Source organism: Rhizobium sp. BK602, assembly GCF_014195095.1.
GTDB lineage: Bacteria > Pseudomonadota > Alphaproteobacteria > Rhizobiales > Rhizobiaceae > Rhizobium.
The window spans coordinates 81,829-94,334 of record NZ_JACIBC010000010.1 but is presented as its reverse complement, the minus strand read 5'-3'; the positions used below and the strand labels follow the sequence as shown (position 1 = coordinate 94,334).

The window sequence follows — 12,506 nt, the reverse complement described above, 5'->3', positions numbered from 1 at the left end:
CCGACGGCTGATACCCCATGCGGATGGCGGGGTATCGCGGAACGGCCGGCCATGACATCCGCAAAGGCAGGACGGATTTTTCCTCAGGGGGCGGGTGGAAGGGCGTATATTTCTTTAATCTACTATTTTGATGGACAATATTGAGCCAACACGGAAAAACGCCGATGGCTCGCTTCGATGTCGCGCCATATTGTCGTCTTTCCTTCGATCGGAGCCGGATTGCCGGCTGCCAGCCACATGGAGATGCGCGATGCGTCAGCATTCGGAAGAGGGACTGAAGACGACGAATGCGCCGAGGATGGGCGAAGAGCCCTGGAGCGTCTTCGATTTTGCCCGCCGGTTCCGGCTGGAGAAGGCCGAGGAAAACCGTCTCTTGTCCGTCTTTGGAACCGAAGCGCCGCTGAGCGATCTTCTCTCCCATGCAAGACGGCTATCCGCATGACAATGGCCGCCAGCACCGGGGGCGTATCGCTGGCGGCTGCAATACGGGCAATGGGGGATGCGGCATGCGCGACGTGATGGACAATATTCTAGGGCTCGATGGAAGCGCGTCCGCGGATACGCGGCGATATCGCAGGCAGGTGATCGAGCGACTGGTTTGGGCGCTGGTCGACATTACCGAGCGGCAGGGCAGCGTCTACGAACCGAACCATCGCGCCCTGATCATGCGGTTGACGATAATCATCGGTGACATGACGGCAAGGATAAGCCATGCGGACAATGCGGCATTCTCGACAATCATAAGGGAGGCGGCGATGCTCGTGAGCCTGCTGCAGCGGCGCCAGCCTGAAACGGCCGTGTTCACCGTGCATTGATGGCGTGACGACCATGCAGAAGGCGGCGCAGACCATATCCGTTTGGCAAGACGAGGTGCCGCTCGGCGCGTCGAAGATGGAGCTGACGGATGAGCTGGTCTCCTTCAGCCTGCGTGCCGAGGTCGATCCCGGTCCGGACCCGCGCCGCAGACCGATCAGCGACAGCGAAGTGGAGGCCCTGGCCGAGCGGCTTCATCGCGAGGCGGAAGGCGACGCGCTTTGGATCTTTGCCTATGGATCGCTGATATGGAAGCCGGATTTCGACGCGGTCGAATCCCGCATCGGTGCCGTTACCGGCTGGCACCGTTCCTTTTGCCTGGAAATCGCCCGCTGGCGGGGGTCGCAGACGCAGCCTGGGCTCATGCTGGCGCTCAAGCGCGGCGGCTATTGCAAGGCGATCGTCTTCCGCCTCGCCGATCACGACCGGCTCGGCCAGATCCGCCGCATGCTCCGCCGCGAAGTCGGCTCGCTTGAGGATGCGGCAACGATACGCTGGATACGGGTACAGACGACGCAGGGACCCGTGCGCGCCCTCGTCTTCTGGGCAGACCCGAAGGGCGAACGCGTCACCTCCAAGCTGCCGCTGGAGACGGTGGCACGCGTGCTGGCACGCGCCTGCGGCCATATGGGCTCCTGCGCGGAATACCTGTACCTGACGGTCAAGCACCTGGAGGAATGGGGAATCCGCGACCGTAACCTCTGGCAGCTGCAAAAGCTGGTCGCCGACGAAATCAGGGCGATCCACAAGTTAGACGGGGCGGTTCCCTAAAAGCAATACACCTACTGGGCCGGCGTGCCGAGATCGTCACTTATTCCTACGAGGTGGGACGAGGACAGGTCGATAGCGACCTTCGCAACGGCAGGCTGCCTCTATACAACCGATAAACATATGTTCGGAGCTCGGGATGGCCTCGGTATCGAAATCCGTCCGGTGCCGCGTGCCGTCGATGTCGGTTCGAGTTGCTGCTCCGAACGACGATCGCCCGTCAACCTGAAGTCTGAGTTCTCGCATTATCGCAAATGCGTTGGTGCGACCGTAAAGCGAAAACACCTCTTCAGTATTGGTATCCAGACCATCAACAGGGCTGACAATTGGCGATGTTGCGGAAATAATCGCACCAAGGTAACTGGTTCACGATGGATTGCCAGTCTCGCGAGACGCGTTTCCCTTTCCGGGGGGCTTCAAAAGAGGGTTAAATTGCCAAAACTCATTATTCAAATACCCTGTTTGAACGAAGAAGAAACATTGCCGATTGCACTGGCGGCTCTTCCGCGACAAGTCGATGGGTTCGACGAAGTCGAATGGCTGGTTGTTGATGATGGTTCCACCGACGGAACCGTCCGCGTTGCCACCGAAAACGGCGTCGACCACATCGTTTCCCTTACGCACAATCAAGGTCTTGCGAAAGCCTTCATGGCTGGTATCGAAACCGCCTTGAAGCTGGGGGCGGATGTCATCGTCAATACGGATGCCGACAATCAGTATGATGCGTCCTGTATCCCTGATCTCGTGCGGCCGATATTGGAGAAGCGGGCACAGATCGTGGTCGGCGCCAGGCCGATCAGCGAAATAGAGCATTTCTCCCCGATCAAGAAAATCCTCCAGCGATTTGGCAGCTGGACGGTAAAGCTGGCAAGCGATACGTCGGTTGCCGATGCGCCCAGCGGGTTTCGCGCCATCCATCGCGATGCAGCGATGCAGCTGAATGTCTTTAACCGCTATACTTACACGCTTGAAACGATCATCCAGGCTGGGCGCAAGGACATTCCCATTACCTCGGTACCGATTCGGGTGAATGGTGATCTGCGGCCTTCGAGGCTCGTGAAGAGCATCCCGAGCTATATTCGCCGCTCGCTGGTGACGATCGTCAGGATCTTTATCGTCTATAGCCCGCTGCGCTTTTTTACGACTTGTGCGGCGATCATCGCTGTACCTGGAGTTTTGATGATCGCACGCTTCCTCTATAAGTACATGATCGGGGAAGGCAGCGGTAATATCCAGTCGCTCGTCCTTTCCAGCGCACTGATCGCGCTCGCGGGGATTGTTGCGATGAGCGGCGTCCTAGCCGAGCTTATCGCCGTCAACCGACAACTGCTTGAAGAAATCAGGATACGGCAGCTTCAGCAGGAGATGAACAATCGGGCGGCGACCCATTCCATCTGGTCCAGATCGGAAGCTGACGAAGAGAACAAGCGGAGCCAGAGGCAATGACCGATATACTTCCAAAATACGATAATGTCGCGGGCAACTATTACGACAAATACAACACGCGAAATCCTGTCGCCCGCTATTTGATGAACGGCTTTTTGAGTAGCTTCGATGAGTTGACCGAGAAAGCTGGGGTTCGCAACGCATACGAAGTCGGCTGTGGCGAGGGTAATCTTTCGATGCGGCTGCACGACCGCGGCTGGGAGGTTCATGGAAGCGATCTGGAGGAGACAAGCGTCGCTGAAGCCAACGAGCAATGCGTATCGCGCAATATTGCCAATCGATTCGAAACCCGATCGCTCTTCGATTTGAAGCCGGCCGACGTCTCGGCCGAATTGGTGATTTGTTGCGAAGTGCTTGAGCACGTTCCTCAAACGGATCGCGCACTGGACGTCCTGCAGTCGCTGGCGAATCCATATTTGCTCGTCAGCGTGCCAAGAGAGCCGATCTGGCGCGTCTTGAACCTGGCGCGCGGTAAATATATCGGGGATCTCGGCAATACTCCGGGCCATATACAGCATTGGTCGAGCGCTGCGTTTCTCGCTCTGCTGCGGAAGAGGTTCGAGATAGTCGAGGTCCGCAAGCCGCTTCCCTGGACCATGGTTCTTTGCCGTCGTGCTTGAGGCTGCATCGGCAAATCGACTGAAATCGTATGCGCATGCCGCCGGCCTCATCCTGAGTCTGGTGGCGATCGCGGTCGTTGGCCTTGCGGCCTATCGCTCCTTCGACGGTCTGCGCCAAAGCCTGTCGTCCCCTTTGTTTCTTTCAGCAGTTGCCGGCGCGGTCGTGATCTACGCGGCCCTCCTGCAGCTCATCGGATTGGCATGGCACCGGCTGCTTTCATCCGTCGACGGACCTTCGTTGGGTTTGCTTCAGGCACTTGCCATTTGTGGGCGGACCCAGATCTACAAGTACCTCCCGAGCAACGTGCTCCATATGGTCGGCCGCTATGGTTTCGCCAAGAAAGCGGGAGCTTCCAATAAGGCGCTCGCTTTCGCCCAGGTGGGAGAGTTGCTGACCATCGTATTGGCGGCATCGATGCTGGCGACGGTTCTGGCAAGGCCGATTCTGGTTCAAGCTTTGGCGGCGCATGGCTTTGACCACCGGACGTTGGTCGACATCGCGGCGGCGGCCGGCATGATTTTGCTGGTCATCGCCACTGTCCTGGTGGTTCGGTTTCGGATTGTGGCGATCGGCTACCGAACGCTTGGGGCACTGGTCTTGGCCGTGATCACATATCTGTTGTTCTTCACGGGATGCGGCCTGCTGCTGGCCGGTCTTTGCAAGAGCCTCGGCGGTAGCGTTGGTTTAATCGACATCATCGGCATAGGGACGACCGCGTGGTTCCTCGGTTTCGTTGTTCCCGGCGCTCCTGGCGGCCTTGGCGTGCGAGAGGCCGTGCTGATCGCCGGCCTTACCACCACCGGTCTGCCCATGGCCGAGGCAACGGCGGCTGCGCTTGGATATCGGATTGTAACGATGCTTGGCGATGTCGTGGTTGCCACGACCTTCATGTTCTTGAATTCAGAAGATAGCTGACATGCGAAACATCGACACCGATACGGCGCGCGCCGACCGCTGGACCATGCGGGAGTCCGTTTTTGCGATCTTGTCGCTCGTGTGGGTGCTTTTGCTCCATGGCGCGGTGCCATTTCTGATGATGCCGACCCTCGGGCAAGCGGTCTGGGCTACCGGTTTTGCGCAGTCATTCGCCAATGGCAGCCTGCTGGATCTTCATGCGCATGATTTCGGGCTCCCCATACCGTCGGCGATCGCATTTGGGCTCTCCGGTGCCTTGCCCGCGAGCTGGCTGATCCGCCTGGGTTTGCATCCTGCCGACGCTTATGCCGGTATGGCCGCGTTTTGGCTCACGCTGGCCTTTTGTTCGGCATATCTCATTGCTCGCTTGCGCGGGGCGACACGGTCCGTTTCGATTCTCTGTGCCGTGACATGGACCAGCATGCCTGTCATTTGGGCTCACGCCGGTTACTCGATGCTTTCGCTCGGTATCGCGCTTCTGCCTTTTTACTTCCTGGCTGCATTTCGCCTTTTTCGGTTCGATGCCGCGGCTGGTCCGATCAGCGCAACCATGCTTTATCCGCTGGTGGCTTTCATCTCCGTTTTCATGGACGGCTACACGTTCGTCATGTTCGCGGCCGGATCGAGCCTTCTGCTCGGCTATTGCCTGGTGACCGACGCAGGCAAGCGTAGCGATCTGCTGACGAGGGCATTGCCCGTCCATATCGTCAGCTTCGCCTTGGCCTATCTGGCCTTCGCCACCTATATCGGCCGATATAGCTACGAGCAGAATTCAATCGATTTCTTTCGGGGATGGGGGCTCGATCTATCATTCGTGGTCATTCCGACAAAGGGAATGCACTGGTTGCTTGACATGATCGGAGCGAGCAAAAGCCGCACGAACGCGACATATTTCGGCGATTATTCAGTCTGGAAGACGACTTTCGCGCTGCCGATAATCACGGCGGCTTTGTTAGCTTGGTGGCAGACGAGACAAGGGCGCGGTCTTGCAACATGTTTCATGGCGATTGCATTAATCGCCTTTTATATGGCGCTCGGCCCTTCCCTGAAAATCGACGCGGTCAAGCCACCGGAGCTTCAACTTGCCCATCCGCGCGAACAGAGTGCGACAATGCCAGCCGAATTCGCCCTGGGGCCGACGGGCAGTGCATGGATATCCGAAACCTTGCCCGGCTTCAAATCCATGCGATCGGCCTACCGCTGGTCCGCGCTAGGCATATTCGCATTATGGATGGTGGTGGTTGTCTGGTCGGGGAGCCGTGAAAAGCACCATGGGCTGCCGGTTGTCGCGTTGGCACTCGTCACACTTCTTAATGTTCCCGCTCTTCCGGAGAGGTTCCGTTCGCTTCTCGACAACAGGATGCAGTTTCTTCAGATCGATCAGGATCTGGTCGCGCCGCTTCGCACCAGCATTTCTCGCGATGAAACCGTTGCGTTTGCCCCATGGCGAAATGATTTCATCGTAAATTATCTGGCACCAAAATTGGGCTTCCGCAGCTTCAATATAGGCGGCGACAAAAATCTCGCGGATGCCATGGCAAATTGGCCCACGGATATGCGGACGTTGGATGAGCCGCTCGATCAGGGCAAGAGTTCGCATATCGTTCAGTTGCTTGCAAACCGGACGGTGGATGCGGTGGTCGTTCCCTATTTCGATACGCTTTGGTCCGCGCATCTATGGCCATGCGTCAGTCAAACGCAGGCCATGCTTTCGGAAGGCGCTCGGGAGGATTGGAGCAATTATCCCGGGTTCTATTGTCCTGACCAACACAAGACCGCGCTTGGCTCCGTGATCCGGAAAATGGAGGAGATACCTTATCTTGCGGTGGAGGACGGCGACCTGTTCGCGGTTATCAGGCTGAGGCCAGAGTATCGCGGAGAGGCTGGGCACAAGCTGCTGCAGGATGCCGTATTCGCGCGCATCCAATTTCCGATAGTGTTTGGTTCGGCGATGCAGGATAGCGCATTCATCTTACCGCTGGGATGGAATACTCTGGAAGAAAACCATGTATGGTCGCAATCTGACGCCAAGCTGGTGCTTCCCGTCCCAAGGGCGTGTGACACAAAGCAATGCCTTGCTCTCCTGCACTTTGATGTGTTTGGCGCCAGCCCGCAGCGGCCGGTCGAAATCGAATTTGCGAGCAGGATCGGAAACGACGGCTGGACCAAGACGGCCGTCGTGACGACTGCGGATGGCAATGAGGTTCCGGTGCCGCTGGATGGGCGAGTGACCCATCAGGAGATCACGGTCAAGATCCCGAGCGCGACATCTCCACAAGCGCTGCTGGGCTCGCCGGATGGGCGAATATTGGGTATCGGGCTGCTTCGTGCCGATTTGACATTTGCGGGTCAATAGCCGGATGGCTATTGACCCGTGTTGGGATCAGAAAGCGTCTTGTCTAAGCGCAAATCGCCGTTTCGAACGCAAATTCGAATTAGCTCACTGCCTTGTCGTTTCTGGAGCCTAGTTTCATTTGTCCTGATGGGCTCCTTGTATTCGATGGATGAATGCAGAGCGGCCACGGCAGAGTCGTTGGATTACCGTTTCCTCGCCGTCACGGCGATCCTGACCTTGATGATCTTGGAGACCCATTCGGCTGCCGGATCGGAGAACATGCCGAGGTCCAGTGCTGCGCGGTCGAGCTCGACATTGCCCTCGACTGCCGCGGTGTCGCCCTGTGGCTTGTAGGTAAATGGCAGGATGAGGGGGATGGTCTTGTTCTTGATGGTCAGGGTGGCGTCGGCCTCGTAGCGGTCGCCGCCGAGCGATTTGAAGCTGCTGGTTTCGAAACGCGCCTCGGGAAAACGCGCGGAGTTGAACCATTCCCCGTTTTTCAGCGAGCCTTCCTGGGTGGCATCGCCGGTTTTGGCGGAGATGGTAGCCACGGTGATGACGGCTTTCGAGCCGGCCAGGTTGGCGGGGTCGAAGCGGATGTCGCCGTTCCATTCGTCGAAGTGGCCGTCGAAGGTCTTGCCCGCATGCGTGCCGCCGAAGTGGATGCTGGAGGCTGCCTTGTCGATGGTCCAGGCGGTGGCGCTGGCCTCTTCGGCCGAGGCGGAGGCTACAGGCGAAACCGAAACCGAAACCGCGGCCGGCGCGGCGTTTTCTGCGGCGATCGGTATGTCGGCGCGTGGGTCTGGCAGATGCAGCCAACAGCCGACGACGCCGATCAGCATGACGAAGGCGATACCGGCGCTGCGGGGCAACAGAGCCATGCCGGCCGGCGCATGGTGATCATCGTGATTCGTGCCGCGCAGGAAAGGCAGCATCTGGGCGAGGACGCCGTCGCGATCGAGGAAATGATGCTTCAGCGCCGCCGCCACATGCAGGCCGATGAGCAGGGCGCCGCCATAGGCCATGTAGGCGTGGGCGCCCATGGCGCCGAAAGCAAGCGAGCGCATGCCTTCAAGCCCCGGCAGATGCGGAATGGCGAAGAGGCCGAACCATGAGGTCGCCACCATCAGCGGCCGGTCGGTGCCGATGGCCCAGCCGGCCGAGACATAGACCCAGCCGGTGAGGGGAATGGCAAGCAGCAGGCCGTAAAAGGCGACATGGGTGATGCGCGCCAGCAACCGCTCCCATCCTTTCATGCCGGCGGGCAGGGCCGGAACGGGATGAGTGAGACGCCAGACGATACGCAGCAGCGTCAGCGCCAGGATGGCGAAGCCGATGGATTTATGCACCTGAAACAATTGATAGGCGACTTGCTGCGTGCCGGGCTTGTCGATGGCCCTGACCATCCACCAGCCCATCGGGATCATGGAGATCACCAGAAGCGCGGTCGCCCAGTGAAGGATGATGGCAACAGAACTATAACGCCTGCCGGTGCCGGAGGCGGAGCGAACGGGCGAGCGGGAGTGAATATTCATTGCCATCCTATCAGATCAACACCCGCCGGCCTGAGGCTGGATGACGGGCAAAAGGAAAATCGATCCGCAGACCGTAAAATCGATGAGGTAGCCGGCTGCGATCGGAAGCCGCATCGCAGCCGGCGGTTCGGGGTTTTCCGGGTCAGCGGCGGTTTACTTGGCCGATGGGTCCTGGATGAATTCGCCGTCGAAACGGATGGTGGCCTCGGGGCCGACGAAGCCGAGCGGCTGGCCGAAATCGGTGCGATTGAAGCTGCCCTCGGCTGCAAAGCCGACAGCCGGAACGCCCGCAAACGGATGGCTGTCGATCTCGCCGTTGAAGGTCGCCTTCAGGGTCACCGGCTTGGTAACGCCGAGGAAGGTGAGGTCACCGGTCACATCGGCGGTCGTCGGGCCGGTGGGCGTGACCTTCGTCGATTTGAAGGTGATCTTCGGATGCGCGTCGCTGTTCAGCAGCTTCGGGTCGCGGCTGATTTCCTCATCCCAGGTCTGATAGGCCGAGGAGGCGTGCGTGGCCTTGTAGTCGGCCGGGTAGCCGGTGACGACCGAAGTCGCGTCGATGGTTGCCTCGATGGAGGAGTTTTCGATCTTGGCCGGGTCAAGCTTCAGCGTGGCTTCGAGCTTGTTGAAGCGAACGGTGTAATTGGAAATCTTGTTGTGCTTCACGGACCACAGGAGTGCGGCATGCGTCGGGTCCAGCTTGTAGACCCCGGCCGGCGCCTTTGCCTCGATTGCCGGCGGTGCCGACTGAGCGAAGGAAAAACTTGAGGTTGCACTGAGCACTCCCAAGGCAATGAACGCGGTGGAAATGCAGTACTTGCTAATTCTCATAAGTATCAAACCCTTTCTCCGATGATCGGCATGAAGATTATTGAAAACCGAGGCGCTCACTTGGAAATGAATTAATGTTGAGAAAGCGGCTCTTGAAATTAAAGATTGCTGGGCTAGCGGCTGTCTGCGGTTGTTCATCCCGTCGCGTTTCGTTGGAAATCCGAAAAAATAATTTCGCATCTGCGAGATGAGCGGCATATTTTTTTCGACCTGTCGGCAGCGCATTTGCCGCTCTTGTCTCATCAAGCGACGTTTCTTTAGCCTTGTCTTGCCGCTTCATCCGTGGCGGTAGGCCCATTCGGACAGCGCGCTCATGCCCAGTCGCTGCAGGAGTTCATAGGCGACACGGCGATTGAGGGGATTGTGCAGGCGGATCACCTTCGAGCCGAGGAAGTCCATCTCGGTATGTTCGAAGGGTCTGAGATGCGATGCCTCGCAGATGGCCGACCGGTAGAGATCGTGAAATTCGCGCCGGCAGACGTAGGTCTTGTATTTCGTCATGCAGAAGGCGGAAAACGTGTCGCTGTTTCGTCTGAGGAAATCCGAAACGCCGATCGTTACTTCCGGCCAGGCTGGATTGAACGTGTCGTCGAAGGCGATGATGCCGTGGTCGGCCAGGACGTTCTTGGCCAGGCGGCTGTCGGCGACCACGTGATGCAGTAGATGCCCGCCGTCGATGCTGAAGAAGCGAACCTGGCCGACCTTGTCAGTGATCGCCTGCGGATCGAGCCGGGTGCTGTCGCCGGAGATGACGAGCTCTTCATCGACGGGGATGCCCAGCGACCGGCCATTGTCGAGGAAGCGCCGGTACTGCGCGTCATCCTCCTCGATGTTGAAGAGGTCGATGGCAAGCACATTGCTGTCCGGCGCGCTGATCCGGCGCAGCAGGAAATAGGAGCGGCCGTAATAGACGCCGATTTCCGCAAGGCCGCCGAGCAGGCCGTTTTCTCTTTGCCTTTCGATCAGCGACAGGAAGACCAGGGCATCCGGCGGATCGATATAACCGTCGATTTTCTGAAGGTCGTGAAACACAAATTTTCGTACATTCGACTTCAAAATCCAAAACCTCACTGGTTTGCACTGCGCATCCCGTCGATTGTTGCGTGCTTTTCGGCATGCATCGATCGCATGGGACATGCGCATCTTTGTTTCCCAGAGCTCGCTCGGGAACACACATGGTCATGTGTGTTCCCGGTGGCTGCGAGCTTTCCCTAGCTGGGGTGAGGTTGCGCCAAGGCGAGCGCCGTGACGGACTATTTTGGCTTTTTCGTCGTGTTGCGTACCGCCATTGCGCATGCTGGATATCGACGGCGGATGCGTCGGACCGGGTCGCGGCAGTCCGAATGGCCGTGGGCTCTGGCCCGACGAGCCTCGGTCGTCGGGCCAGAGCCAGGGCGGGATGCATTTCATCGTATCCAGCGGACCTTGTAGAGATGCATGCCGTCGATTGCGATGCGTTGTTCCCCGCGGCCATCCGGGCCGGCGACCGTAAAGCCCGTTGCCCACCAGCTTTCCTCCGCCTGCACCCAGGCGAGCCGGTTGCCCAGGGCGCTGACCGCCTTGACCTGCAGTTTCGGATTGAGCGCGGAAAAGGGCGAAAAGGTGCCGCTATCCGGATCGAAGGTCCAGACGCCGTCATCCGTGGTCACGAAATATCCACCATCGGGCTTGACCGACAGGTCGTGGCCATCGTGGCGGCCAGGCAGCGTCCAGCGCGCTGTTTCGGTCAGGGCGGGGGCCGCTTCCGCTTCCTTGATGTCGTAAGCCTGGATCAGGTCATGCGACAGGACGAACAGGCGGGCTCGCTTGGCATCCCATACGGCGCCGTGGCCGGACGGCAGGGGCAGATTGAGCAGCGGCGTCTCGTTCTCGTTGCGACGGTAGATTTCCAGCCGGTCGCCATCCGCGTGAATGGACAAAGCGACGGCGACGAAGCCGCCCGGCAGAAGATCCGCCGAATGCGCCATTGGCGTCCGGGCGCGGAACGAGATGCGGCCGGTCTCGCGGTCGATCAATACGGTGCCGCCGGTCGAAGCGGTGGCCAGAATGGCATGGCCGTCATCGACCGGCTTGCAGTCGTCGAGATGCTTGAGCAGCTTGAGCCGGTAGGTTTCCGGAAGGTCGCCGGCATCGGCCGCGCGCCAGCGCCAGGTCTCGGTGGCGGTCCCGCCGTCGATCCGGTATTCGCGGATCTGGTCGTCGCCGCATGCATAGAGCCTGTCGGCGGCCAGGAGCGGCTGGCTCGAGCCGAAGGCGACGATCGCGGCAGTGAACAATATCATGAGGGGCTTGGGCATTCGTCGATCTCCGATCGGATCAGGGGATAGTGCGGTCGGGCGATCCATACTGCATCGTGTTTGACAGCTTTATGTCAGTTCGTCGGAATGTATTGGATGACAGCGCACGCGTTTCCGCGGGAGGACCGTTTGGTCCTCGATGCCTGTTGGCGAGGCCGGTCGCATGGTTGGAAATAGTGTTGCCTCACGGCAACAGATCGCATGTTCTGCGTGCAATTCGAAATTGCATGCTTGCGAATCCGCCGTTCTTGCGTATGATTGCACACATCCGCAAATCAAATCAGAGGAGGCGTCGAATGCAAGATTTTACCGTATTTAAGCACGTCTCCGGCGGAATGTCCGTGATGGCTTCGACCCGTACCCGCTGTGGCGTACGACCGATGCATCATCGCTATCTTCAGCGCTAAAAGCCTGAATTTCCTGCCTTTTGGCGTTTTCCATTTAAACTGACGTAACTGGTTGTTCGAGCCGACGCGCGTGTTTTGCGTCGACATCCGTCAGCCTTGTTGCCCTTGCAAGAGGACCCGGTCGTCTGGAGGCGCCGGGATTATAAACGATGACAGACTCACAATTACTGGTTGCCGACACCTTGGGTGCGGCAGTAGACGAACTGTGCCAAAAATTCGGTGCCTGGAGGACTGCCCGCGCATTGCTGGTCGCGGTCTGGAAGCGGCATCAGACGCATACCCATATCTCGCAGCTGTCCAACAGCCAGCTCCGGGATATCGGTCTTCCGGAAAGGGAGGATACGTTTGAGCAGGCCAATTTCCTGTTCCGGAATATCCGGCCTTACGGCTAGATGAATGTCGGATCGGTGCGTTGTCCATCCCCCGGAGCGTCGACGAATGGCTCCGCATAGAACTCGAACCAAGAGGCTGCACTTGCCCCACAAGTGCAGCCTTATTCATGTGAATTACAGTGTTTCTCGTAGTGTTGTCGGGACAA

At 58.8% G+C, this 12,506-nt stretch carries 12 protein-coding genes; 8 read left to right on the top strand and 4 right to left on the bottom strand.

What is annotated here, in order from left to right; genetic code table 11:
* Positions 1 to 250: 250 nt before the first annotated feature.
* From FHX11_RS26555 to FHX11_RS26525, 7 genes are all read left to right on the top strand, one after another.
* Entirely contained in the window at positions 251 to 442 is a 192-nt protein-coding gene (locus FHX11_RS26555; RefSeq protein ID WP_184363326.1) for a hypothetical protein, read from the top strand.
* Positions 443 to 506: 64 nt separating this feature from the next.
* Positions 507 to 815, top strand: a complete 309-nt coding sequence (locus FHX11_RS26550) for a hypothetical protein (RefSeq protein WP_246781152.1) — start codon at positions 507 to 509, stop codon at positions 813 to 815.
* Positions 816 to 828: 13 nt separating this feature from the next.
* Positions 829 to 1,584 (top strand): gamma-glutamylcyclotransferase, encoded by a 756-nt coding sequence (locus FHX11_RS26545; protein WP_246781156.1) that lies wholly within the window; start codon positions 829 to 831, stop codon positions 1,582 to 1,584.
* Positions 1,585 to 2,013: 429 nt separating this feature from the next.
* Positions 2,014 to 3,027 (top strand): glycosyltransferase family 2 protein, encoded by a 1,014-nt coding sequence (locus FHX11_RS26540; RefSeq protein ID WP_246781151.1) that lies wholly within the window; start codon positions 2,014 to 2,016, stop codon positions 3,025 to 3,027.
* Positions 3,024 to 3,647: a class I SAM-dependent methyltransferase gene (locus FHX11_RS26535; RefSeq protein ID WP_184363323.1), complete on the top strand. Its 624-nt coding sequence runs from the start codon at positions 3,024 to 3,026 to the stop codon at positions 3,645 to 3,647. The genes FHX11_RS26540 and FHX11_RS26535 overlap by 4 nt, the downstream gene beginning before the upstream one ends.
* Positions 3,640 to 4,563 (top strand): lysylphosphatidylglycerol synthase domain-containing protein, encoded by a 924-nt coding sequence (locus FHX11_RS26530; RefSeq protein ID WP_184363321.1) that lies wholly within the window; start codon positions 3,640 to 3,642, stop codon positions 4,561 to 4,563. The genes FHX11_RS26535 and FHX11_RS26530 overlap by 8 nt, the downstream gene beginning before the upstream one ends.
* Before the next feature lies 1 nt (position 4,564).
* Positions 4,565 to 6,919: a hypothetical protein gene (locus FHX11_RS26525; RefSeq protein WP_184363318.1), complete on the top strand. Its 2,355-nt coding sequence runs from the start codon at positions 4,565 to 4,567 to the stop codon at positions 6,917 to 6,919.
* A gap of 182 nt (positions 6,920 to 7,101) precedes the next feature.
* On the opposite strand, the gene FHX11_RS26520 is transcribed toward FHX11_RS26525, so the two are convergent.
* From FHX11_RS26520 to FHX11_RS26505, 4 genes are all read right to left on the bottom strand, one after another.
* Positions 7,102 to 8,433, bottom strand: a complete 1,332-nt coding sequence (locus tag FHX11_RS26520) for a YceI family protein (RefSeq protein ID WP_184363316.1) — start codon at positions 8,431 to 8,433, stop codon at positions 7,102 to 7,104.
* A gap of 153 nt (positions 8,434 to 8,586) precedes the next feature.
* Entirely contained in the window at positions 8,587 to 9,264 is a 678-nt protein-coding gene (locus FHX11_RS26515; protein WP_184363313.1) for a YceI family protein, read from the bottom strand.
* A 276-nt stretch (positions 9,265 to 9,540) separates the two neighbouring features.
* On the bottom strand, positions 9,541 to 10,320 hold the full coding sequence (locus tag FHX11_RS26510; protein WP_184363310.1) for a class I SAM-dependent methyltransferase: 780 nt from the start codon (positions 10,318 to 10,320) through the stop codon (positions 9,541 to 9,543).
* Between the two features lie 350 nt (positions 10,321 to 10,670).
* Complete coding sequence (locus tag FHX11_RS26505) at positions 10,671 to 11,561, bottom strand: DUF6528 family protein (RefSeq protein WP_210292600.1); 891 nt, start codon at positions 11,559 to 11,561, stop codon at positions 10,671 to 10,673.
* A 556-nt stretch (positions 11,562 to 12,117) separates the two neighbouring features.
* Here FHX11_RS26505 and FHX11_RS26500 point away from each other — a divergent pair.
* Positions 12,118 to 12,360 (top strand): hypothetical protein, encoded by a 243-nt coding sequence (locus tag FHX11_RS26500; protein WP_184363307.1) that lies wholly within the window; start codon positions 12,118 to 12,120, stop codon positions 12,358 to 12,360.
* Positions 12,361 to 12,506 lie beyond the last annotated feature (146 nt).